General features: G+C 61.6%; 16 protein-coding genes and 7 pseudogenes. 13 read left to right on the plus strand and 10 right to left on the minus strand.

All coding sequences use genetic code 11. From position 1 onward, the window contains the following. Positions 1 to 84: 84 nt before the first annotated feature. Positions 85 to 759 (plus strand): transglutaminase-like domain-containing protein, encoded by a 675-nt coding sequence (locus K410_RS37830; protein WP_049820499.1) that lies wholly within the window; start codon positions 85 to 87, stop codon positions 757 to 759. Between the two features lie 2 nt (positions 760 to 761). On the opposite strand, the gene K410_RS0135445 is transcribed toward K410_RS37830, so the two are convergent. Further along, on the minus strand, positions 762 to 2,150 hold the full coding sequence (locus tag K410_RS0135445) for an acyl-CoA dehydrogenase family protein (protein ID WP_349509818.1): 1,389 nt from the start codon (positions 2,148 to 2,150) through the stop codon (positions 762 to 764). Between K410_RS0135445 and K410_RS0135450 the strand changes: the two genes are divergently transcribed. Further along, positions 2,055 to 4,073 (plus strand): NADPH-dependent 2,4-dienoyl-CoA reductase, encoded by a 2,019-nt coding sequence (locus K410_RS0135450; RefSeq protein ID WP_283805946.1) that lies wholly within the window; start codon positions 2,055 to 2,057, stop codon positions 4,071 to 4,073. The genes K410_RS0135445 and K410_RS0135450 overlap by 96 nt on opposite strands. 76 nt (positions 4,074 to 4,149) lie before the next feature. After that, positions 4,150 to 5,232 carry an IS5 family transposase gene (locus K410_RS0135455; protein WP_024342821.1) on the plus strand — a complete coding sequence of 361 codons (1,083 nt, stop codon included), beginning with the start codon at positions 4,150 to 4,152 and terminating at the stop codon, positions 5,230 to 5,232. Between the two features lie 137 nt (positions 5,233 to 5,369). Here K410_RS0135455 and K410_RS0135460 read toward each other — a convergent pair whose 3' ends face one another. Next, on the minus strand, positions 5,370 to 6,203 hold the full coding sequence (locus K410_RS0135460; protein WP_245269634.1) for an SDR family oxidoreductase: 834 nt from the start codon (positions 6,201 to 6,203) through the stop codon (positions 5,370 to 5,372). A 44-nt stretch (positions 6,204 to 6,247) separates the two neighbouring features. On the opposite strand from K410_RS0135460, the gene K410_RS0135465 reads away from it, so the two are divergent. Further along, on the plus strand, positions 6,248 to 7,090 hold the full coding sequence (locus tag K410_RS0135465; protein ID WP_245269636.1) for an enoyl-CoA hydratase/isomerase family protein: 843 nt from the start codon (positions 6,248 to 6,250) through the stop codon (positions 7,088 to 7,090). A 3-nt stretch (positions 7,091 to 7,093) separates the two neighbouring features. Here K410_RS0135465 and K410_RS0135470 read toward each other — a convergent pair whose 3' ends face one another. After that, positions 7,094 to 7,747 carry a TetR/AcrR family transcriptional regulator gene (locus K410_RS0135470; RefSeq protein WP_049820500.1) on the minus strand — a complete coding sequence of 218 codons (654 nt, stop codon included), beginning with the start codon at positions 7,745 to 7,747 and terminating at the stop codon, positions 7,094 to 7,096. 197 nt (positions 7,748 to 7,944) lie between these two features. Between K410_RS0135470 and K410_RS39055 the strand changes: the two genes are divergently transcribed. The 3 genes and pseudogenes from K410_RS39055 to K410_RS0135485 all read left to right on the plus strand — a co-directional run bounded on the left by K410_RS39055 (position 7,945) and on the right by K410_RS0135485 (position 11,048). Beyond that, positions 7,945 to 8,394, plus strand: a complete 450-nt coding sequence (locus tag K410_RS39055) for an enoyl-CoA hydratase-related protein (RefSeq protein WP_196236099.1) — start codon at positions 7,945 to 7,947, stop codon at positions 8,392 to 8,394. Between the two features lie 352 nt (positions 8,395 to 8,746). Beyond that, positions 8,747 to 9,514 carry an SDR family oxidoreductase gene (locus tag K410_RS0135480; RefSeq protein ID WP_028139142.1) on the plus strand — a complete coding sequence of 256 codons (768 nt, stop codon included), beginning with the start codon at positions 8,747 to 8,749 and terminating at the stop codon, positions 9,512 to 9,514. Positions 9,515 to 9,535: 21 nt separating this feature from the next. Then, a pseudogene (locus K410_RS0135485) lies at positions 9,536 to 11,048 on the plus strand (AMP-binding protein). A 242-nt stretch (positions 11,049 to 11,290) separates the two neighbouring features. Here the strand turns inward: K410_RS0135485 and K410_RS0135490 are convergent. Next, entirely contained in the window at positions 11,291 to 12,835 is a 1,545-nt protein-coding gene (locus K410_RS0135490) for an MDR family MFS transporter (RefSeq protein WP_024343490.1), read from the minus strand. A gap of 4 nt (positions 12,836 to 12,839) precedes the next feature. Beyond that, positions 12,840 to 13,964: an HlyD family secretion protein gene (locus K410_RS37835; RefSeq protein WP_049820515.1), complete on the minus strand. Its 1,125-nt coding sequence runs from the start codon at positions 13,962 to 13,964 to the stop codon at positions 12,840 to 12,842. On the opposite strand from K410_RS37835, the pseudogene istA (K410_RS37840) reads away from it, so the two are divergent. Next, a pseudogene (gene istA / locus K410_RS37840) lies at positions 13,944 to 14,700 on the plus strand (IS21 family transposase); the annotation flags it as partial. The gene K410_RS37835 and the pseudogene istA (K410_RS37840) overlap by 21 nt on opposite strands. A 110-nt stretch (positions 14,701 to 14,810) precedes the next feature. On the opposite strand, the gene K410_RS0135510 reads toward istA (K410_RS37840), so the two are convergent. Beyond that, positions 14,811 to 14,960 carry an ATP-binding protein gene (locus K410_RS0135510; protein ID WP_024343431.1) on the minus strand — a complete coding sequence of 50 codons (150 nt, stop codon included), beginning with the start codon at positions 14,958 to 14,960 and terminating at the stop codon, positions 14,811 to 14,813. A 29-nt stretch (positions 14,961 to 14,989) separates the two neighbouring features. On the opposite strand from K410_RS0135510, the gene K410_RS40755 reads away from it, so the two are divergent. Together K410_RS40755 and K410_RS37845 are read left to right on the plus strand one after the other, a co-directional pair. Next, positions 14,990 to 15,475, plus strand: coding sequence for a hypothetical protein (locus tag K410_RS40755; protein WP_196232451.1), 486 nt, complete (start codon positions 14,990 to 14,992; stop codon positions 15,473 to 15,475). Beyond that, positions 15,469 to 17,571, plus strand: coding sequence for a recombinase family protein (locus K410_RS37845; RefSeq protein WP_049820501.1), 2,103 nt, complete (start codon positions 15,469 to 15,471; stop codon positions 17,569 to 17,571). The genes K410_RS40755 and K410_RS37845 overlap by 7 nt, the downstream gene beginning before the upstream one ends. Here K410_RS37845 and istB read toward each other — a convergent pair. After that, positions 17,566 to 18,216 (minus strand): IS21-like element helper ATPase IstB, encoded by a 651-nt coding sequence (istB, locus tag K410_RS0135520; RefSeq protein WP_080655024.1) that lies wholly within the window; start codon positions 18,214 to 18,216, stop codon positions 17,566 to 17,568. The genes K410_RS37845 and istB overlap by 6 nt on opposite strands. Positions 18,217 to 18,231: 15 nt before the next feature. After that, positions 18,232 to 19,768 (minus strand): annotated as a pseudogene (istA, locus tag K410_RS0135525) (IS21 family transposase). Positions 19,769 to 19,912: 144 nt separating this feature from the next. Here istA (K410_RS0135525) and K410_RS40155 point away from each other — a divergent pair. Beyond that, positions 19,913 to 20,062 (plus strand): annotated as a pseudogene (locus tag K410_RS40155) (ISNCY family transposase); the annotation flags it as partial. A gap of 266 nt (positions 20,063 to 20,328) precedes the next feature. Then, a pseudogene (locus tag K410_RS39070) lies at positions 20,329 to 20,879 on the plus strand (IS66 family transposase); the annotation flags it as partial. Positions 20,880 to 20,882: 3 nt separating this feature from the next. Here K410_RS39070 and K410_RS41200 read toward each other — a convergent pair. Then, positions 20,883 to 21,710: pseudogene (locus tag K410_RS41200) on the minus strand (ISNCY family transposase); the annotation flags it as partial. Between the two features lie 150 nt (positions 21,711 to 21,860). On the opposite strand from K410_RS41200, the pseudogene K410_RS38120 reads away from it, so the two are divergent. After that, positions 21,861 to 23,036 (plus strand): annotated as a pseudogene (locus tag K410_RS38120) (IS701 family transposase); the annotation flags it as partial. Between the two features lie 220 nt (positions 23,037 to 23,256). On the opposite strand, the gene K410_RS39075 reads toward K410_RS38120, so the two are convergent. After that, positions 23,257 to 23,583 (minus strand): WGR domain-containing protein, encoded by a 327-nt coding sequence (locus K410_RS39075; RefSeq protein ID WP_024343427.1) that lies wholly within the window; start codon positions 23,581 to 23,583, stop codon positions 23,257 to 23,259. Between the last annotated feature and the right edge of the window lie 5 nt (positions 23,584 to 23,588).

The raw sequence follows: 23,588 nt of genomic DNA on the forward strand, positions 1-23,588 counted from the left end.
GCGCCTCGGCCGAGATTGCGTCAATGGCCCGCTATCTTTTGTTTCGAACATTTGTTAGAAATTCTGAAAAGACGGGAGAATGGAATGTACTCCGCTTCGGAATTGCTGGCATCGACGCCGTATGTCGATAGCGGATCGGACGAGATTCGCGCGTTCGTCGCGCGCAACCTATCCGACGCGGCCGAGCTCTCGCCGACGCAAAGGGCAATCCGCCTGTTCGACGCGGTGCGTGACCAGGTCCGCTACAACCCTTTCAACATCGGCACCACGGCCGACGAGTACCGCGCCAGCTTCATCGCGACCCAGCCGACGAATTATTGCGTGCCGAAGGCGATCATGCTGACGGCGGGCTTGCGCGCCGCCGGCGTTCCTGCCGCGGTCGGTTTCGCCGACGTCCGCAATCACCTCAATTCGCCGAAGCTTGCCGAACTGATGGAGACCGACCTTTTCATCTATCACGGATATGTCGCGCTCTGGCTTGACGGGCGGCAGATCAAGGTAACGCCGGCCTTCAACACCGAGATGTGCGGGCGCTTCGGCGTCAAGCAGCTTGTGTTCGATGGCCAGAACGATGCGCTGTTCCACGAATTCGACGTCAACAGCCAGCGCCACATGGAATATGTCAACGATCGCGGCTGGTTCATCGATCCGCCGATCAAGCAGCTATTGCAGGATTTCCACGCCACCTATCCGAAGCTGTGGCAGTCCAGCATCGACCGGGTCCAGATTCGCGACGCGAATTTCCACGGCGAGCGCTGATCTCACTTCCGCTCGGGTTGCTTGGCGTATTGAACGGCGACCCGGCCGACCTTCTCGCGCGCGATGACAAGTTTCTGGATCTGCGCAGTGCCGTCGCCGATCTGAAGGCCCATGACGTCGACATAGCGCTGATGGAACGGTAGGTCGGTTGTGTAGCCATAATGGCCGTGCGTCAGCAGGCATTGGTGGATGATCTCGCACGTCACTTTCGGCACATACCATTTGCACATCGCAGCTTCCGCCGTGTGGGGCAGGCCGCGGTCGCGCAGCGATAGCGTGTAAAAACAGAGCTGACGCATCATGGTGAGTTGCGTCTCTGCTTCGGCGAGTGGAAAACTGACGCCTTGATACTGGGCGATCGGCCGCTCGAAGGCGATGCGGCCGGTCGAGTATTGCCAGGCTTCGTCCACCGACGCCTGCGCCGGCCCGATGCATTCGAGCCCGATCAGGGCGCGGCTGTAGTCGAAGCCGGCCATGATCTTGGAAAATCCCTTGTTCTCCTCGGCCATCAGGCATTCGGCCGGAACGAACACATCGTCGAAGAAAACCGAGCCGCGGCCCACTGGTCTGGTGCCGATGTCGTCGAAATGGGTGCGGGTAATGCCGGGCTGATTGAGGTCGACGAAGAAGGCGCTGACGCCGCGCGCACCCTCATTGCCGGTGCGGGCAAAGATCACGGCTGCATCGCATTGGTCGGAAAAGCTCATCGAGGTCTTTTCGCCCTTGAGGCGGTATCCGCGTCCGGATTTCTCGGCGCGCAAGATGAGATTGGCAGCATCCGATCCGCCGCGTGGCTCGGTGAGGCCGAGCCCGATGATGGCTTCGCCTTTGACCACACGCGGGAGCCATTGCTGTGAAATACCGGGCGAGGCATGCTGCGCGATCATTCCGCCCATCAGCGACGCCAGCAATTGAACGTAGCTGGCGTTGAAGTCGCCGTAGGCGATCTGTTCGATGATAACGCCGGCGGTCGCGCTGCTTTCGCCAAGGCCGCCATAAGCTTCCGGAATATCGACGCCGATCAGGCCGAGATCGCCCATTTCCTTCAGCATCGCGGGGTCAATGCGGTCCTGTTTGGCTCGCTTCTGGTAGTGCGGCGCGAGCTTTTCTCTTGAAAACCGCTCGGCAACTTCGCGAAATGCCTGCTGCTCGGCGTTGAGCGTAGTGTCCATGACGTTTCCTTTGCCGGTCAGCCGGCTGTTGCATTCGGCCCGATTTTTATTCAGTCTAACAATCGTTAGAAAATGCGCAATCGTGCCCGGAGCCGCTCGATGACCGGAATGTATCCGAACCTGATGTCGCCGCTGAAGGTGGGCCGCACCACGTTGCGGAACCGCATCATCATGGGTTCGATGCACACTCGCCTCGACATGGAGGAGAACGGATTGCATAAGATGGCGATGTTTCTCGCCGAGCGCGCCAAGGGCGAGGTCGGCCTGATCATTACCGGTGGTTACGCACCGAATACCGCCGGCCTGATCGAGCCTGGCGGTCCAATATTGACCGAGCGTTCGCAAGCGCTGGAACTGCGGCGCCTCACGGATGAGGTGCATCGGCATGGCGGCCAGATGTGCATGCAGATCCTGCATTCCGGCCGGTACGCGAAACAGCCGGAGTGCCTCGGGGCGTCCGATATCCGCTCGCGCATCAACAAGTTCCCGCCGCGCGCGATGACCGTCGCCGAGATCGAGCAGACCATCGAAGACTACGTGCGTTGTGCGATGCTGGCGAAGGTAGCCGGTTTCGACGGTGTCGAGATCATGGGCTCCGAAGGGTACCTGATCAACGAGTTCACCGTGCTGCGCACCAACGACCGCAACGACGAGTGGGGCGGGGCCGAAGAAAATCGCCACCGGCTACCGGTCGAACTGGTCAAGCGTGTGCGCGCGGCGACAGGTCCGGAATTCCTGATCGTCTATCGCATTTCCGCCGCCGACCTGGTCGAACGCGGCGCAACCGGCGACGAAATCGACCGGCTGGCGCAGCGCGTTGAGAAAGCCGGCGCCGACATCCTCAACACGGGCATCGGCTGGCATGAGGCGCGCGTTCCCACCATCGCCTATCCGATCCCGCGCGCCGCTTGGCGTTTCGCCGCGGCGCGGCTCAAGAAAGTCGTCGGCATTCCCGTGGTCGCCTCCAATCGCGTCAACACGCCCGATGTGGCCGAGGAAATTCTCGCGGCCGGCGACAGCGACCTGATCTCGATGGCGCGTCCGATGCTGGCGGACCCGCATTTCGCCCGAAAGGTGCGCGAAGGCAACGCCGACAAGATCAACATCTGCATTGCCTGCAACCAGGCCTGCCTTGATCTGATCTTTTCAAACCGCACCGCGACGTGCCTGGTCAATCCGCGCGCATGCCGTGAGACCGAATTCGACGACGAGCCGGCGGCGAAGCCTCGCAAAGTGGCGGTGATCGGCGGCGGCGCGGCAGGGCTGGCCGCCGCAGCGGAAGCCAGCGGCCGCGGGCACAAGGTCACGCTGTTCGAGGCCAGCGATCGCGTGGGCGGCCAGATCAACCTGGCACGTGCCGTGCCGGGCAAGGTCGAGTTCGAAATGTTGCGTTACTACAGCGGCAAGATATCCGACGGCGGCGTCGATCTGCGTCTCAACACCGCACCCGATGCCGATCAGCTCAAGAAGGAATCGTTCGACGCGGTCGTGGTTGCGTCCGGCGTTCATCCGCGCAGGCCTGACATTGCTGGCATCGACCATCCAAAGGTCGTCTCGTACAGCGATCTCCTGAGCGGCAAGAAGAAGGCCGGGCGTCGGGTGGTCATCATCGGCGCCGGTGGCATTGGCTTCGATGTTGCGGAGTATCTCTGCCATTCGCAGCCCGGCGAAGCGCCGAAGGCGCGGCGGCTGGATTTGGTAGAGTTCCAGGTCGAGTGGAATATCGACGCCAGCCTCGTCGAGGCCGGTGGTTTGAAAGGCGATCCGCTGGCGCCGCGGCAGAGCCCGCGCGAGATCACCATGCTGCAGCGAAAGACCACGCGTCCGGGCGTCAATCTCGGGGTTTCCACCGGCTGGATCTTGCGCAGCAGCCTCGCCAAGCGCGACGTCAAGATCATGGCCGGCGTCACCTATGAGAAGATCGATGATCGCGGACTGCACGTCCTTGTCGATGGCAAGCCGCAACTGATCGAGGCCGACACCATCGTGCTTTGCGCCGGGCAGGAAGCCAATCGCGGGCCGTTCGATGCGTTGCAGTCGGCGGGCGTTGAGGTCCACATCATCGGCGGCGCGAAGGAGGCCGCCGAACTCGACGCCATGCGGGCGGTCGACGAGGGCGTGCGGGTCGGTTACGCGCTCTAGCAGTCTGCTGAAGAACCCCCTCGCCACGGCGAAGGCTTGATGATTCACTTATCATCCCGAATCGGCGGAGACGATCATGCGGGGCAGGTTCACGGATCAGGGCGGCCTGTTTCCGTACATTGCGCCGGATAAGCGTGTGCGAGCGAACCATCCGCTGCGGAAGGTGCGGGAACTTGTCCGGGATGTTTTGAGTGATTTGAACCGCAGCCTTGGGAAGCTCTACGCCAGCGAGGGACGCCCTTCGATCCCTCCGGAGCAATTGCTGAGTGCCCTGCTGCTGCAGGTGTTCTACGGCATCCGCTCGGAACGCCAGTTGATGGAGCAACTGGACAACAATCTTTTGTACCGCTGGTTCGTGGGCCTGTCGCCGGACGATCCAGTCTGGGACCCGACCACCTTCACCAAGAACCGGGAACGGCTTCAGAACGGCGATGTGTTCACGAAGTTCATGTGCCGGCTTCTGAACCATCCGCGGGTCAAGCCGCTGCTGTCGAGTGAGCACTTCTCGGTAGATGGAACGCTGATCGAAGCCTGGGCTTCACAGAAGAGCTTTCGTCCCAAGGACGGCAGCGGCGACGACGACGGCGCCAACTTCCATGGCCAGAAGCGCAAGAACGACACCCATGCCAGTACCAGCGACCCGGACAGCAGGCTTTATCGCAAAGCGGCCGGACGAGAGGCCAGGCTTTGCTATATGGGCCACGCCACCATGGAAAACCGTCATGGGCTGGCGGTGGCCGGCAAGGTCACGCATGCCGATGGCACCGCCGAACGCGGGGCTTCGGAGGCTATGCTGAAGGCGAGACGCAGGGCGGCAGGTCGCCGCATCACGGCCGGTGAGGACAAGGCGTACGATACCGCCGATCATGTCGCCAATCTTCGCGCCATCGGCGTGACGCCGCGTGTGACGCAGAACCAAGCCGTTACCAAAACCGGCAAGACCCGCATCAGCGCCATCGACGAACGTACCACGCGGCATCCGGGGTACGGCATGTCGCAATCACGCCGGGCGATGGTCGAGTGCATCTTCGGATGGGGCAAACAGCATGGCACGATGCGTAAGACCAAGCATCGTGGCATCGCTCGCGTCGCCGCCGACTTCCTGCTAAATCTGATCGCTTACAACCTGATCCGCATCCCCAAACTACTTGCCGCTTAGCCGTCCGTGCCGGGCAGCCCAACGCCTGGCTAAAAAATCACATCCAACTCTGCCGCGTCGTCCCAACAAAGACCGGCGAGAATATAAAATCCCGCTATCTCAAGGTTTTTCAGCAGACTGCTAGGCTACTTCAGCGGTTACTTCGATTTGGGAACCGCCGACTCGCGTTTCGAGAACTTCACCATGTCGATCATCTGGCGTGCGTCATGGGCCAGATGCAGCGTCTCGCCGCCGTCGATGTACCATTCCTCGCCGGTGACGAATTTGCCGAGCGACGAACTCAGAAAGATGATCGCAGCCGAAATGTCGCTGACGTCGCCCATGTGACCCATGATGTTGCGGTTCAGTTTCAGCCACTGCTCGGGTTCGATCGGGTAGTGGTCCATTCCCTCGGTCCGGACGGTGCCGGGCGCGACGCAATTGAGACGGATACCGAATTCCGCCCATTCGAAGGCCAGCGTCTTCATCATCGCCAGCACGCCGCCGCGGGCGGCCGCCGTATGCACGAAGCCGCTGAGGCCGGAGCGAACGCAGGCGGTCACGAATACGACCGAGCCGCCATGCTCGAACATGAAATGATCGGCGACCGCCTTGGTCATCTGCCAGGAACCGACCAGGTTGTTGCGAATGATGGTCTCGAACCCCTTGTTGTTGAGTTCGCGCGCCGGCGTGACAAATTGTCCGCCGGCGTTGTTGACGAGCATGTCGAGCCGGCCGAACTCGCTCTTGATGAGCTGCATCGCGTCCTCGATCTGCTCGGGAACGCGGATGTCGGCCGAGATCGCCACGGCCTTGCGGCCGAGCCCGCGGATCACTTCGGCGCAGTCCTCGATCGGGCCGGTACGGCGGCCGAGCAGGGCGATATCTGCGCCGCAGCGCGCCATTTCGATGGCGGTGGCGCGGCCCATGCCGGTGCCGCCTCCGGTTACCAGCGCGACCCGGCCGCTCAGAAGATCCGACGCAAAACGCATGGCGAGCATTGGCTGCATGACGACCCGATGGCTGAATATCTGTTGTGTTCGAACGCGTGATCGGTATTCTAACAGATGTTAGAAATTTGCGGAAGCGGAACACGATGTCCAAAGAGCCTGTTCTCTATTCGCGCGAAGATGGCATCGCGACCATCACTATCGACCGGCCCGAGCGCAAAAACGCGCTTTCGGTCGAGGCGATGAACGGTTTGACCGATGCGTGGGAGCGGGTTGAGCAGGACCAGCAAGCGAATGTCGTGATTCTGACCTCGACCGATTGCGGTGTGTTTTCCGCCGGCTTGGATCTCAAGCAGGCGGCCGAGATCAGGGCGCGCGACGACGTCGATGTCCTGGCCCTGATGCGCGACCCGATGCAAACAGCGATGCGCGAGGTTTCAAAGCCGATCATCGCGGCGATGACGGGGTCGCTGATGGCAGGCGGCATGCTGCTGGCGCTCAAGTCTGATCTGCGGGTCGGGCTGCGCGGGACGCGCGCCGGGATTACCGAGGTCAAGATGGGGCGTGGCTCGCCCTGGGCGGTCCCGTTGTTATGGATGCTGCCGCAGCCGCTGCTGATGGAACTGGTGATCACGGGCGAGACAATGCCGATCGAGCGGCTCGCCGCGCACGGCTTCCTCAATTATCTCGAAGACACGCCCGATGCAGTGCGCGCCCGTGCGCTGCTATTGGCGCGCGCGATCGTCGAAGGCGCGCCGCTGTCGGTGAAGGCCGCCAAGGCCAGCATTCTTGCCGCGATGGATCTTGGCTGCGCCGCGGGCTTGGTCGAGGCCAACCGGCTGCATGTCGAGGCTTATGCGAGCCAGGATGCGATCGAAGGGCCGAGGGCGTTTGCGGAAAAACGAAAGCCGGTCTGGCAAGGAAAGTAGATGTCAGGACTTCTTCACGCCGTCAAAGATCAGGAGTTCGGTGCGTCGCGCCAGCTTCAGCACGGCATCCTTGCTGTCGAGGCTGAACCATTCGATGGTCCAGTTCAGTGCGCCCAGCACGAAGATGCGCAGCGGGACGATCTCGATGTCGGCGCGGATTTCGCCGGCGCGGCGGGCGTCGAGGAAAAGTTTGTCCCAGTATTTGGCGTAGGCCCGACGCAGGGGCCGGTGCGGCTTCTTCAGCGTCTCCGGCAACTGGCCGTAAATCCGGATATTGGCCGAGGTGAAGTCGCCCGCCTCGAGCAGCGCCACCAGATGCGCCTCGATCGCGAGTCCGATCTTGCGCCGATGCGAGACTTTGCCGGCGTCACGATGCGCTTTTTTGACCGTTTCGAACACGCTCGACAATCCGATGTAGAGGACTTCGTCGAGAATCTGCTCCTTGGAGTCGAAATAGTAGTAGACGCTGCCGGCCTTGATGTCGGCGATATCGGCGATCTGGCGCAGCGTTGTAGCTGCGTATCCCTGGCGGCGGAACAGCCTTGCCGCCGCAACCAGGATCGAATCGCGTGACTTCTCCGATTTGGAAATGCGCGAGGCGGGAGGCTGTTTCAGCGAGGCAAACGACTTTGACTTTAGAATGGTTGAGGAAGCCAAGATTCGCTTGGAGATACGCTTGTGGGATTTGGAAACCAACGGAGACGGTCGCACCGGGTTCATGTCAAAGCGACTGATAAACGCGATTATTGGCGCAGGCAAGAGATTTCGTCAACCGCCGGACCGATTGTCGCCCTTTGGCAGTTGTTCTGGCCGCTAGACTCGATGAGAGACAACCGCCGGAGCTAAAGATGAACTTGACGACGCCGACGAGGAGTTTCCTCTGCGACATCGTGGACGGGCTCGCTCGCATCGTTTTCAACCGGCCGGATCGGGGCAATCCCGTTAATCGCGTTTTGCCGCGAATTCAGCCTTGCGATGGACGAACTGAGGAGTGCGAAGATGTGCGCGCTGTGCTGATCTCGGCGCGTGGCAAGATGTTCAGCGTCGGCGGCGATATCGCTGCCTTCGAACGGCAGTCCGATTCGCTGCCGTCGCTGGTCAAGCACTGGACCGAGGATCTCCGTACCGTGATCGTCCGGATGAAGCAGATGCGCGCGCCGGTCGTGGTCGCCGTGCACAGCCACGTCGCCGGCGGCAGCGTGTCGCTGGCGGCCGCGGCCGATATCGTCGTGATGGCGAAGTCGGCGCGTATCACGGCCGCGTTCACCAAGATCGGCTTCAGTCCGGATACGGCTCAAACATGACGTTGACGGCACGCATGGGCTCCGCGCGCCCAGCGCTTCTTTCTGCTGGCCGAGACGCTGAATGCCGATGCCGTCTTGTCGGCAGGGTTCGTCGATGTCGTGGTCGATGACGACAAGGTGCTTGCGGAAGTAGAGGCATCGGGTCCGGCCGAGGTCTATGGCGATATAAAGCGACTGTTCCTGGCGGCGCCAAGCGGGACTTTCGAAAGCAGTTGGAGGACGAGGCGCAGACCCTTGCGTCAATCGCGAAAACCGCGGATGCGAAGGAGGCATCAAGGCGTTTCGCGAAAAGCGCAGTCCGCGCTTTCAGGGACGATAACGATACCAACAAGAACGAAAACGGGAGGATCATATGCGTGGACTTGATGGACGAAGGGTCATTCTGACCGGCGGCGCCAGCGGCATCGGCCGGGCGACGACGCTGCGGCTCGCCGACGAGGGATGCGTCGTCGGAATATTCGACCAGAATTTGACCGGTGCCGAAGACACGGCGCGGCTCGCCGCCGGCAAGCCCGGCCGCGTGCTGGCCTATCAGGTCGACATCACCGATCGCGACGCGGTCGCAGCCGCCACCGACAAGTTTGAGGCAGCGGCAGGCCCGACCGAGCTGCTGGCCAACGTCGCCGGCTGGGATATCCCGGTGCCGTTCCTCGATACCGACCGCGCGTTCTGGGACAAGGTGATCGGCATCAACCTCTACGGCCCGCTCAACCTGCATCACGTCGTGGTCAAGCGGATGGTCGAGCGCGGCTTCGGGCGCGTGGTCAACGTTGCCTCCGACGCGGGCCGGGTCGGCTCCTCCGGCGAAGCCGTTTATTCGGCCTGCAAGGGCGGCTTGATCTCGTTCACCAAGACGGTGGCGCGCGAACTGGCGCGCAAGAACATCATCCTCAACGTGGTGTGCCCGGGTCCGACCGATACGCCGCTGTTCGACGCCTTCACCAAGAGCTCGCCGACCGGCGGCAAGATCGCCGAAGGACTCGCGCGCGCGATTCCGCTGCGGCGGCTCGGCCAGCCGGACGATTATCCCGGCATGATCGCCTTCCTGCTGAGCGACGATGCCGGTTTCATCACCGGACAAACCATCAGCGTGTCCGGCGGCTTGACGATGCATGGTTGATCCTCGTTCGGGAATGGTGCGATGAGCCTGAGAAGCGTGACGTTTGGCGATGTCTATCGCCGCAATGCCGAATGTTATCCCGGTCGAACCGCCTTCATCGTCGATGGCAGGCGGGTGACGCATGCGGAATATCTCCGCAGTATCGAGCGGTTGGCGGGGCGGTCTCGCCAGCCTTGGCGTGAAGCCGGGCGATCGCATCGGCATCCTCTCGCAGAACTGCATGGAGATGGTCGAACTGATTGGGGCGGTGGCGCTGCTCGGAGCCATCCTGCTGCCGGTCAACTTTCGCTTGCAACCGGATGAGATCGCCTATGTCCTCGCCGACGGTGCGCCTGTGGTCGTCATTGCGGGCGCCGACTATCACGAGGCGATCGTGGCCCAGCAGGGGTCGTTGCCCTCAGCACGATATTATTTCGGTATCGGTGCCGCACATCCCGCGCTGACGCCGTTCTCGCAACTCTCGGCGAGCGATACGCCGCTGCCGTCCACGTCGGTAGTCGGCGATGCGGGCTTCATGATCATTCATACGGCAGCCGTCGGTGGCCGTCCCCGCGGCGCGCTGCTGTCGCAGATGGGCATGCTGACGGCGCAGTCTTCGCTGGTCGGCGCTTGGCAACTTAATGAGCGTGACGTCAGCCTCGGCGTATTGCCGCTGTTTCACGTCGCGGGCCTTGGCTTGATGTTGACGACGCAACAGGCGGGTGGCGCCAGCGTGATCTCGGCGAAGTTCGATGCCGCGCAGGCGGCGCGCGACATCGAAGCCGAAAAGATCACCGTAATGTCCGAGTTCGCGCCGATGTTGGGCAGCATCCTGGATCAGGCAAAGCCGGGCCAACTGTCGTCGCTGCGCGCGGTGACCGGACTCGACTCACCCGAAACCATCGAACGGTTCGAACGCGAGTGTCCCCAAGCAGCGTTCTGGGTCACCTTCGGCCAGTCGGAGACCTCGGGTCTGGCGACGCTGTCGCGCTACCGCGACCGACCGAAGTCCGCGGGGCGTCCGCTGTTCTGGCGCAGCATCGCTGTCGTGGATGGCGACGATCGTCCGAAGCCGACCGGCGAAACCGGTGAGATCGTTGTGCGCGGGCCGACGGTCTTCAAGGGATACTGGAATCTCGAAGCCGATACCGCACACACGTTTCGCAACAGCTTGCACCACACCGGCGACATAGGCTATTTCGACGCCGACGGCTATCTCTGGTATGCGGGCCGCGCGCCGGAAAAGGAACTGATTAAGACCGGTGGTGAGAATGTCTATCCGGCCGAGGTCGAGAACGCGATCCGTCAGCATGCTTCCATTGCCGAAGTCGTCGTCATCGGCGTCCCCGATCCGCAATGGGGCGAAGCGGTGAAGGCGGTGTGCGTGTTGCAACCTTCGAAGACAACGACCGCGGACGAGATCGTGGATTTCGCGGGCAGTCTCATCGCGCGCTACAAGCGGCCGAAGATCGTAGTGTTCGTCGATAATCTTCTGAAGAACGACGCGGGTGAAATCGATAGAGCTGCCATCAAGACCGCGCACGCGCAGTCATAGGTCCAACTTCCGTGCGCCTGACGCGCGCTTCTTTCGGAGCCCACATTTGCTCCCCTGAAAGCGGTTGACTGATCTGTCTCGACGGCCACTATGGACTGATCGTTGTACCACGTTCCAAAGCGCTGATAGTGCCCTGCGACGTTGACTCGACAAAGGTTGAAATGAGATCTCGCGGAACCTTGTCCGGCCATGGATCGCTAAATACAAAGCAGCCGAGCTCGCCGAGGAACGCCAGCGTGTCGTCATTCCACCACTGCGTGCTCTGGCCCTGCCGTCTGCTTGCGCAGAGCGGCCTTCGTAGATCCAATCATGATGGCGAGCGGGATCGAGACGAGGATGAACAGCATGACGAGTTGATAGTCTTGTGAGAATGCGATGATCTGAGCCTGAACAGCGACCATCTTGTCCGCCATGGCGCGCCCAGCATCGGTGGACAGGTTGATGATGCCCCTGACATCAGGCATCTGCAGGGCGTGGTTGAACGGGTTGATGTGTTCGGACAGGATCGCATAAGTGCGGCGCGTTCCCTGAGTGAGTTGGGCGATCACGATCGAGATCCCGATCGAGCTTGCGACATTGCGCAACAGCGTCAGCATCGAGGTGCCGTCGGTGCGCAGGTGGTTTGGAAGCGTTAGAAACGAAACGGTCGATAGCGGCACGAAAACAAGGCCAAAACCGAAACCCTGGAAGACGCTGACGGTGACAATCTCCGGAACTTGAGTCATTTCGGTCCAGCCGGTCATCTGGAACAGCGAGCCCGCCGTCAGCGCGAGTCCCGAGATGATCAACGTACGGGCCTCGAAATAGCGCATGAGGCGACCGACCATCATCATGGCCAGGAACGTGCCGAGGCCGCGGCTCGCTAGCAACATGCCGGCGGTAATGATGGGATAGCCGATGACGTTCTGCAGGTAGGGCGAGGCCAGCGCCATGGTGGAGTACAGCACCAACCCCATCACCGTCATGAAGATGCAGCCCGTCACGAAATTGCGATCCTTGAACAGCGCGAACTGGATGAACGGCCGCGCGGTCGTGAAGGAGTGGGCGAAAAAGTAGTAGAAGCCCACGGCCGAGACGATGAACTCGCCAACGATTTCGTTGGATTCGAGCCACCCCAGCTGCTCACCGCGGTCAAGGGCTAGCTGTAAGGACCCGATGGCGACTGCAAGTGCCGCGAAGCCGAAGAAGTCGAACCGAAGCGTGAGATCCTTCTTGGTCTCGTCCATGAAAGCTATCAGACCGAGCACCGTCAGTGCGCCAAAAGGAAGATTGACGAAAAACACCCAGTGCCAGGAATAGGTCTCGGTGAGCCAGGCGCCCAGTGACGGGCCCATGATCGGGCCCATCATCACGCCCATGCCCCAGATCGCCATCGCCTTCGCCCGTTCCTGGAGCGTGTAGGAATCGAGCATCACGGTCTGCGAAAGCGGCACCAGGGCCGCGCCGAACACGCCCTGCAGCAGGCGGAACAGCACCATCTGGTTGATGTCCTGCGCGAGCCCGCACAGCACTGATGCAATGGTGAAGCCGGCCGAGCATATGATGAAGATTCGCTTGCGCCCGTAGCGGTTGGCGATCCACCCCACAGGCGCCGTCATGATGGCGGCAGCGACGATATAGGAGGTCAGCACCCAGTTGATCTGATCCTGCGACGCCGACAGCGTGCCCTGCATGTAGGGCAGGGCCACATTGGCAATCGTGGTATCCAGCGCCTGCATGATCGTTGCGGTCATGGCGCAGATGGTCACCATGTTCCGGCGTAGACCCGGAGGAAGTGGGCCCGACATCAGGTCAGTCCTTGTCCTGATTGGCGGTTGCCGACAGACCGAGCAGGCCCGCGAGCGTGCGCTTATGCCCGGTATCGATGGTGGCGTAGACGCTCATGCCGGCCTTCAGCTTGGCGACGTATTTGTCGTGCTCGTCGAAATAGATCCGCACCGGAACGCGCTGCACCACCTTAACGAAATTGCCGGTGGCGTTCTGCGGCGGGAGGATCGCGAATTGCGCGCCGGTGCCTGGCGAGAGCGAGCCGATCGTGCCCTTGAACACGTGGTTCGGGAAGGCGTCGACCTCGAGCGTGACGGACTGCCCTTCGGTGACGTGGGTGAGGTCGCTCTCCTTCGGATTGGCATCGACCCAGGGGTGCGCGACATCGATGATGGAGAAGACGGGCGTGCCGGCGGTGACATAGCGGCCGAGCTGAATCTGCTCGACCTGGGTCGCGACGCCATCCATCGGCGCGCGCAGGACCGTGTGATCGAGGTTGCGCTCGGCATCCTCCAGCTTCGCCTTAGCCTGGGCATAGGGCGGAAACTGCTCTAGTGGCAGTTCGGGGTTACCAAGCAATTGCGTCCTGGCATTGGAGAGCTGCTGCTTGATGAACTGCACCTGTGCGCTCGCGGTCACCATCGCATTGGCCGCATTGTCGAGGTCGAGCTGGGACCCGAAATTGCTTTTGACCAGTTGCTGTTTGCGTTCGACATCCCGCTGTTTCAGGTCGACGCCCTGCTGGGCAAGATCAAGCATCTGGCCATAGATCTTCACGTTCTCGACCAGATTGTCGTAGTTCGTCTTCGCCTGAGCGAGCTGCGCCTTAGCCTCGTCTACTGCGAGGCGAAACGGCACGGCGTCGATCTCGAACAGCTCGTCACCCTGCTTCACGGTCTGGCCTTCCTTAACCAGCACCTTGATGATCTTGCCGGAGATGTCGGGTGTAATCAGCACCTTCTGGGCGCCGACATAGGCATCGTCGGTGCCGACATAACGTCCGCCGTGCAGGTAAAACGCCAGTCCGCCGAGTGCGGCAGCAATGGGCAGCACCACCAACAGAAGGGGACGGCGATAACGGCGCAGACCCGCTATCATACGGCGGCGCGGTTCGGCAGCGACCTTCCTATTCGCGCCTACTTTGTTGATGGTCGTCCCATCAAGGCGATCTGCCGAGAACTTGGCGTATCGCGGAAGGTGGTTCGCAAGGTCATTCGTTCTCAAGCGACGGAGTTCCGCTACGAGCGAGACGCAGCCGCTCCCGAAGATGGATGCCTGGAGTGCCGAGCTTGATCGGTTACTGGCAAGGAATGAGAGCAAGGCGGCGCGGGAACGGCTGACGCTGATCCAGCTATTCGAGGAGCTCCGCGGCCTGGGTTATGCCGGCGGCTATGATGCGGTTCGTCGATACGCCCGACGGTGGAGCAAGGAACGCGGCACCTCGACAGCGTCGGCTTATGTGCCGCTGAGCTTTGCACCAGGCGAAGCCTACCGGTTCGACTGGAGCCACGAGGTCGTCCTGCTGAGCGGCACCACGGTGATGGTGAAGGCTGCTCATGTCCGGCTCTGTCACAGCCGCATGCTGTTCGTGCGGGCCTATCCGCGCGAGACGCAGGAGATGGTGTTCGACGCCCACGACCGGGCGTTCGCCCTGTTCAAAGGCACCTGCACCCGCGGCATCTATGACAACATGAAGACCGCCGTGGAGACGATCTTCGTCGGTAAAGGGCGTCTCTAGAATCGCCGCTTCCTGCAGATGTGCAGCCACTATCTGGTCGATCCGGTCGCCTGCACGCCAGCGTCGGGCTGGGAGAAGGGGCAGGTCGAGAACCAGGTCGGGCTGGTGCGAGAACGCTTCTTCACGCCGCGGCTGCGGTTCAAAAACCTTGCGCATTTCGCAAAAACGGGACAGTGGTTTCGCTAACTGCCGGACAGTAGTTTCGCTAAATCGCGGACAGCGTGGCGGCGCTGGTTTTTGGTTGCCTGGTTGTTGAGTCAATTGGTATTCGTTTCGCTGTTTTCAGCGTCGGTCAAGGGGCGCGTGGCTTTTTTCCTTCGCATGCTGTCGCCTTCAAGGGCGATGCGGTGGGCATTGTGGATGATGCGGTCGAGGATGGCGTCGGCGACGGTGGGCTCACCGAACACGTCAGAGTACCCCTATTCTCGAGCGGGTCGTGTCTCACGTCACGATCACTGACCCGCATCATTTTCTGTTCGGGCACCGGCTTGAGGTGCTGAAGGAGCGGTCGGGGCGCGGTCCCGCCTATGTCGTTGTCGCGCTGCCGGACGGCCGGCCGCGGGCGGTTCGCATCGCGTCGACGGATCTTGCCGAGACGATAGATTCTGGCCCGAACGCCGCCGATCTGCCGCGCATCAGCGCACGTACGCTGATCCCATTGATGCAACATTTGAGCGCGAGTCTGAGCCTTCTTGACGAGAAGGTGATTCGCGATGACCCACCCACCGCTTCCAGGTCGCGTTGCGTATCGACCCATGCCGACGTTGGCAAATCCACCCGGCCGTCCGACGGACGATATTCCTCCCCTGTGGCCGAATCTGTCGACCGCGACGCAAACCCAGATCGCTCAAATCCTCGCCACGCTGCTGCGGCGGATGCAAGCGGCTCCCGGCACGCCCGGAAGGGAACTGGGTCGTGCTGATCAACTTAAACGTCGCTGACGAGCGGCTCACGACTGCGCACAGAGCGAAGTTGGCCTATGTCTACGTGCGGCAGTCATCCGTGAACCAGGTGCGCCAGCATCAGGAGAGCACGGAGCTGCAGTACCGCCTCGTCGATCGCGCCATCGGTCTGGGCTGGCCGCCGGAGCGCGTCCAGGTCATTGACGAGGATCTGGGCAAATCCGGTGCTGGCGGTGTGGATCGTCATGGCTTCCAGAAGCTCTTTGCCGAGATCGGTCTTGGCAACGCCGGTCTTGTGGTGAGCCTCGACGCTTCTCGCTTGGCCCGCAACAACCGGGACTGGCATCAGTTGCTCGAACTGTGCTCGGTGTTTGGTGTGCTCATTGCGGGTGGCGAGCGGCTTTACGATCCGCGCGCCTACCACGACCGCCTGCTGTTGGGCTTGTCCGGCATAATGAGCGAGGCGGAGTTGCATCAGCTTCGGATGCGCCTTCACCAAGGGGAACGCCAGAAGGCGGCGCGGGGCGAACTGCGGCTGCCCCTGCCAGCCGGGCTCGCCTATGATCGCGCCGGAACGATTATTCTCAATCCTGATGAGGAGGTGCAGGCCCGCCTTCATCTCGTTTTTGCCAAATTCCAGGAACTGCAAAGCGCCCGCCGTGTGATGCGGTACTTGGACCGGAACGGATTGTCGTTGCCGGTTCGGCCGCTGCTTGGACCAGCTCCACACGAGACCGTCTGGCGTATGCCAGATAGTGCACGCGTCCTTAGTATCCTTCAAAATCCAGCTTATGCTGGGGGGTATGTTTATGGCCGCCGGCAAAAGGATCCGAGCCGATGCCAGCCGGGATCGCTGACGGGAACGGTCAAGGTGGCGATCGCCGACTCGGCGGTTTGCCTCCGCGCTGCTCACCCGGGTTATATCAACTGGGAGGAGTTCATGGCCAACCAGCGGCGACTGGCAGATAACGTCGCGCATTTTGAGGCAGGACACGCTGGCGTGCCGCGCAAGGGGGCAGCCCTGTTACAAGGAATTGCGATCTGCGGCCGTTGCGGACGGCGCATGAGCATGCGCTACACTGGCCTGAATGCCGACTATCCGGTCTATTGCTGCCGGTCGGATCGGGATCAGGAAGGCAGTGCACTGTGCCAGGAAGTCCGGGCCTTAGCGGTTGACGCCTTGGTCCAGCGGGTGGTCCTCGACGCCCTGGTGCCGGATCAGATTGAGATCGCACTCGCGGCGGCGAGCCAACTGGAGCAGGACAGCCGCCAGCTCGAGCGCCAATGGGCGCTTCGCGTAGAGCGCGCCCGCTACGAGGCCGAGCGCGCTCGACGTCAGTATGACGCCGTAGAGCCCGAGAACCGTCTCGTGGCGCGCTCACTTGAGCGGGCTTGGGAAGAGAAGCTGCGTGCCGTCGAGGCGGTCGAGCAGGAACATGCGCGTTGGCGTGGGCAAGAGCCGCTTCTGATTGGCCCGGTGGAACGCGCAGGGCTACAAGCACTCGGCGAGAACCTGCCGCAGATTTGGAACGCGGCCACCACGTCGGCAGCCGATCGCAAGCGCATTCTGCGATTTGTCATCCGCGAAGTCGTTCTTGATCAGAAGCGGATCCGAGGTCAGGTGTGGCTCAAAATCGTCTGGCAGACCGGCGCAACCAGCGAGCATCACGTGCAACGGCGCGTTCACACCTACCGCAATTACATCGACATTGATGGGTTGCGGCAGCGGATCGTCGAGTTGAATGCTGAACACAAAATGGACGCCGAGATCGCGATAATACTCAATCAAGAAGGCTTCGTCGCGGCCCGAGGCTGCGCCTTCAAAGGCGATAACGTCTGGCTGTTGCGCACCCGCTGGGGCATCCCCACCGTCAAGATCAACTGCGTGGACCAGAATCCCATGCGCTGGCCCGACGGCAGCTTCTCGATTCAGGGGGCAGCGGCTGAGCTTGGATTAACCCCGCAAACAGTGTTCGATTATCTTGCGCGCGGATTGCTGGTAGGTCGTCAGTTAGTCAAAGGTCAGCCATGGCAGATCGAGCTCTCAGACGAACAAATCAGTCAGCTGCGCAATCGGGTACGACGCACCAAGCATTCGAAGAAGGAGGCATCATGAAGTCATCGGCTCGGCAATGACGTCGTGCCATTGCGACACGGGGACCTGACTTGTGATCAACAAGGATCCCTTGTCGTAGCGATCATCGACAATCTCGAGCAGATCGCGGTGCTGGTCGGCGGTGAGCGGTTCGGGTCCCCAGTCATCAAGGATGAGGAGATTGACGCGTTCCAGGGCGGCGATCAGGCGCGCCAGACGGCCTTCGCCGCGCGCCTGGGCGAGATCGGCGAACAGGCGGGATGTTCGCTTGTAAAGGACGGAGAAGCCGTCGCGGCAGGCCTTGTTGCCGAGCGCACAGGCAAGCCAGGACTTGCCGGTGCCGGTTGGGCCGACGATGACCAGGTGGTTGGCCTCACGGACCCATTGGCAGGTGGCGAGGGTTTGGAAGAGCGAACGGTCAAGGCCGCGAGCGGTGCGATAGTCGACGTTCTCGATGGCGGCGACTTGACGGAGCTTGGCACTGGTCAAGCGGCGCGTGAGGCGGCGGTTGTCGCGGGCGGTGACCTCGCGATCGACGAGGAGGCCGAGCCAATGGGCGTGCGGCATCCCGGCCGCCTCTGGGTTGTTCTGCAGTTCGGCGAGGGTATCGGCCATGGCGGCGAGGCCGAGGGAGCGCAAGCGATCGACGGTGGGATGAATAAGCATGCTGATCTCTCCTGATCAATTGTAGTAACTGCGGCCACGGATGTTGGCGTGGAAGAGGATGGGCGCCTCCTCGGCGGGAGGCGCGGTTCTGTCGGTGCCGTTCTTGAGGATGGCGGCGACCGATTTGTACGAACGGGCGTTGAGCAGGAGGGCCCGGGCGCAGGCGGCGTCGACGCGTTCCTGGCCGTAGCGCTTGACCAGCCCGAGAATGCCGATAGCCGAGCGGAAGCCCTGTTCCGGATGCGGCCGCGACCGCAGGATGACATCGATCAGGGTGTCGGCGTCGGGGCCGACCTTGGCGGCTTCGGAACGAATACGCTCATGGGTCCAGTCGCGATAGCGGCGATGCGAGCTCGGCATATGCTCGGAAATCGTGGTCGGGCGATGCGGTAAGGTGCTGCGCAGATGCGAGGCCACGCGCTTGCCATGGAGGAATATCTCGACGGTCTTTTGGGTGATCCGAGCCTCGACCTCCTGATGTACGAGGCTGTGAGGGACGCTGTAGTAATGTTTGGCGATCTCAACGTGATAATCGAGGTTGACCCGGCAGCGCTTCCACTCGGCATACTCGTACGGTTCATCTGGCAAGGGGGTAAGCGCCGGGCGATCGAGCTCTTCGAACAGGTCGCGCCGGCTTCGTCCCCAGCTCCGGAGCGGTCGATTGTTGAGATCGACGAGCAGCGCGTGGATCGCCTCGTTGAGGGCGGCAAGCGAGAAGAAGCGGCGGTTGCGCAGGCGCGCCAGAATCCATCGCCCGACGATTTGGACCCCGACTTCGACCTTGGCTTTGTCGCGCCGCCGATACGGCCGTGCCGGTACGATAGCGGTGCGGTAATGGCGGGCGAGATCGGCATAGGTCCGGTTGACCATCGGCTCGTGAAAGCAGGCCCGGGTGACGCCGGCCTTGAGATTGTCGCTCACCGTCTGCCGGGCCACGCCGCCGAAATAGGCAAATACCCGAACGTGCGAGGCGATCCAGCCCGGCAGGCCCTGGCTGAGACTGGCCTCGGCGTAGGTGTAGTTCGAGGCGCCGAGCACGGCGACGAAGATCTGCGCGCTGCGCACCTCACCGGTGAGCCCGTCAACCACCTCCATGGTGTGGCCGGAATAGTCGACGAACAGCTTCTCGCCGGCGACATGAACCTGGCGCAGGGTTGGCTTGAGACGGCCGGCCCATTCCCTGTAGCGTTCGCAACCACGCATAGCTGAAGCTGTCGGAGTTTGCGTCGCAATACTCCTCTCACAAGAGCATCAGCGTGACGTTCGGGCGCCGCAGCTCGCGATGCACAAGCGCCCAGTCCGGATGCGGACGCTCGTCGCTGGGCCGATCGGACGGCGGCGGAAACAGGCGATTCTCGAGCCGGACGTCGTCATCGAGCTCCGGCGGCAACGGCCAGGTCAGGTCAGCGCGGCGGGCTTGGTTCACGTATTTGCTGACCGTGCCCTGGGCCAGGCCGAGGCTGCGGGCAACGGCGCGTTGCGACATGCCGACGCTGTAGTGCAGGCGTAGAACTTCGCGAATGTGGCGCATGGACAGTCTCTCGGTCGGCATCTCGATCCTCTGCGGTTAGGCAAAAGACCCAAGCTACCCGGGTTGCAGACTGTCAGCGGTGCGCGCCTCCTGATTGCCCCTGATCGCGATCGCTGGAAATAGCGATCACGATCGCCTGGAATCGGTGATCACGATCGGCTGGAACACGCACCACGGCATCGTCGCGACTGTGTGGGCGAGTTGATTCAGATCGACGGCTCTGAACACTGGTGGTTCGAGGATCGCGGCCCACATTGCACCCTGCTCGTCTTCATCGATGATGCGACCAGTCGTTTGATGCACTTGCGCTTTGCAGAGCCCCTTGCTCGCGCCCTTGGCCCGATCAATCGGGCCCCTCACATCCGATCACTGACTCGCCGACGCGCGGCGACCACAGGCGCGCCTTCTCGGCAGCCGCACTGGCTGCACTATCCCCATAGCGCCCACAACTCCGCGGCTTCGTTCAATCCGGCTTCTATGAGGTCGCAGGCTACGACAGAGCGCGCGGCTGGCCTTTGCCCGGCGACCTCACAGAACCCTCAAGAGTCCTAGCGCGTCCAATCTGTGATTCACTGCGTCGCATGGATGCCGATCGCGACGCTGCTCCGGGCGACGTTACCGCCCCGAAGGCGGCGCTGGCAGCCGAGCGCGCGAGGGGTTTGGAAGTAGCTGCCGAGCTCGCTGTCGCTCGTGCGAAAGCGTCGGAAGACGAGGCGCTGATCGCACAGCAGAAGCTGCAGATCGCCAAGCTAAAGCATCAGATCTATGGGCAACGGGCGGAGCGTTCTTCGCGCCTGATCGAGCAGTTGGCGCTGACGTTCGAAGAGCTGGAAGCAAACGCCACCGAGGACGAGCTTGCGGCCGAGCGGGCCGTGGCCAAGATGACGACGGTGCGCGGATTTACACGTAAGCGCCCCGAGCGTCAGACCTTCCCTGAGCATCTGCCACGGGAACGGGTGGTGATTGATCCGCCGACAGCTTGTGATGCTGCGGCAGCAACCGTCTGCGCAAGCTCGGGGAAGACGTCACGCGGACGCTGGAAGTGGTGCCGCGCCAGTGGAAGGTAATCGAGACGGTCTGGGAGAACTGCCGCGCCAGGCGAGCTTCCAGCTCCACACGTTGGCATTCGCCGCCGCCGGAGTTCCTTCCAGGCAAAGGCATCGTCGATGTTGTCGTGCGCAGCCAAGGGCCGGTGAAGATCCTTGTCGTTGAACGGCTCCTTGGCAAAACGGCGATTATAGTCCGCCATGAACGCCGGCAGGAACGCGTTGCCGGCCTCGATGGTCGAGATTCCGGCCAGCCGCATCTCCTTGACCAGGCGGTCCTGCAGTGTGCCGTTGGCTCGTTCCACGCGCCCCTTGGCCTGTGGGACATTGGCACAAATGATATCGATGTTGAGCTCGTGCAGCGCGCGGCCGAACTGCGTCATCCCGTCGCCGCCGGTGGCGCCGACCTTGTTGACCCGGAACGTTGCGTGCTTGTCTGAGTAGAACGCAATGGGCTGCCGTAGCGCTTCAGATAGGCGGTCGTCGCCGTAAGTAGTCAAAGGTCGACTCCGTCTCGACAAATTGCAGATGCATCAATCGGCTGGTGGCGTCGTCGATGAAGACGAGCAGGGTGCATTGCGGGCCGCGGTTCTCAAACCACCAGTGTTCGGAGCCGTCGATCTGGACCAACTCGCCAACGCAATCGCGGCGATGCCGCGGCTGGTGCACCGGCTTCAACCGCTGCCGGCGGTCCTTCTAAATCCCGTCCACCAGCATCCAGCGCCGCACCGTCTCAACGCCGAAATGCAAGCCATGCCGCTCCGCCCGCTTCTCTGCAGCAAGCGTCAGCCGGAGTGCCTGCCGCGATGTGAGCCGAAGCAGTTGCGCTGCCTCTCGCAATGTATCCGTTCCGCCACAACATCCCGCAACACATGCACCCGGTCGATCTCAGCCCGGCTCATCGACAGCACCGTCATCACTCAAAACCCCCAGGCCCATGCCTTAGACAAGTCCGATCGTGACATCTCTAGCACTACTTTGGCAGAATGTTGATTTTGTCGCGTTTTATAGGATTCCCGAATCGATTTTTCAATGATCATGGGTGGTCAGCTCTTGAAGGGCTGACCATGGCGGGATGGGAAGACGAACTCGAACGCTGGCTGATGCCGTTTCTTGGACCGGCTGGGTCATAAGACCCGGCAGCGGATGTGTCCTCTGTATGTCGCGGGATTGATTGGTCCTGGCGATCGCAAGAGCGTTCAGCCAATGGCAGAGCGCCTTGCCACGGGCAACTACGATTAGTTGCACCATTTCATTGCGGAGGTGTCTGGGAGGCGACGCCGCTGGAGACAGAGCTGCTCAATCAGGCGGACCGACTTGTCGGCGGCAGGGATGCGGTGCGGGTTATTGATGACACCTCACTGCCGAAGAAGGGTGAACGCTCGGTTGGTGTTGCTGCTCAATACGCGTCGGCTCTCGGCAAAACGGCAAATTGCCAAACGCTGGTGTCTTTGACGCTTGCGCGCGGCGAAGTGCCAGTGATGGTCGCGTTACGTCTGTTTCTGCCTGACAGTTGGACAAACGACGTGTCTCGTTTGAAACGCGCTCGCGTGCCAGTCGAACACCGAACGCCAGGAGATTGCTTTGGCCGAGATTGACCGCGCGATGGCAGCCAACGTGCGCTTTGGATGTGTGCTGGCGGATGCAGGATACGGGCTCAGCGCACCGTTTCGACAAGGGCTAACAGAGCGCGGGCTCGCGTGGGCTGTCGGTATCCCCCGGCACCTGAAAGTGTATCCGGTCGATGTGAAGCTCATTTGGCCGCTTACCAAAGTCCGCGGGAAACCACGAAAGCACCACGTACCCGATATCTTATCGATTGCGGCAGAACAAATGCTGGCCAGCGCCAAATGGAAAACCGTGAGTTGGCGCAGCGGAACGAGCTCGATTTGCAGCTCTCCGTGTCCGCGCCGCCGACGGCCCTCCTCAGCGGATTTGGGATAAGGGTCAGCAGCATCTCCCGGGCGACGAAGCCTGGCTCATTGGCGAGCAACGTGCCTCAGGGGAGAAGAAATACTATCTTGCCAATCTTCCTGCGGCGACGGATATGCGCACACTGGCCGCCACCATCAAAGGCAAGATGGATTTGTGAGCAGGCCCATCAGCAGTTGAAGGAGGAGCTTGGACTTGATCACTTCGAAGGGCGATCTTGGCAGGGTCTTCATCGCCACGCGCTGATGACAATGATTGCCTACGCCTTCCTGCAACATTGTCGCCTCGCACACGCGGAGCGGAAAAAAAGAATCAACGGTCCTCCGCCTCAACCAACCAGCCCGCCATACGTCACGCCATCGTCGATCTCATCCTATCCTTGAAAAACACTGGCGAAAACACATTCTGCCAAAGTAGTGCTAATGGGGAGGATGGTGACCTTTCTAATGAGCGTCTACATCCGTGATTCGCATAATATTGATTATGGAATACTTTTGCAACTCTTGGAATGTGGCCGCAGAGGACTTAGGATTACTTTGATATACTTGCACTAGCATTTTGTCCAGATCGGGCAGCTTGCAGCGTGTCGCATGCTGGCTCCAGGCACGGAAAGTGCCGCTGGACGTAACCACGGCGGGTTTTGCGCCTGAGCCAGGACTCAAGAGCCTCGACGGCCTGCACCTGACCATCGAATAGATCGAGCCGCCGTCGACCGCGCCCACCGAGACGGCCCCATTCACGCACCAATGCGGTATCGCCAAAGAGCGTCGGCTCGATCGTGAGCACATAGAACCGCGCCATGTTACGGGCCGGATCGCGACGCTCGAGCACGAGATATTGCACGGTGAGTTCGGACATGCGCC

The organism is Bradyrhizobium sp. 22, from assembly GCF_000482425.1.
Taxonomy (GTDB): domain Bacteria; phylum Pseudomonadota; class Alphaproteobacteria; order Rhizobiales; family Xanthobacteraceae; genus Bradyrhizobium; species Bradyrhizobium japonicum_B.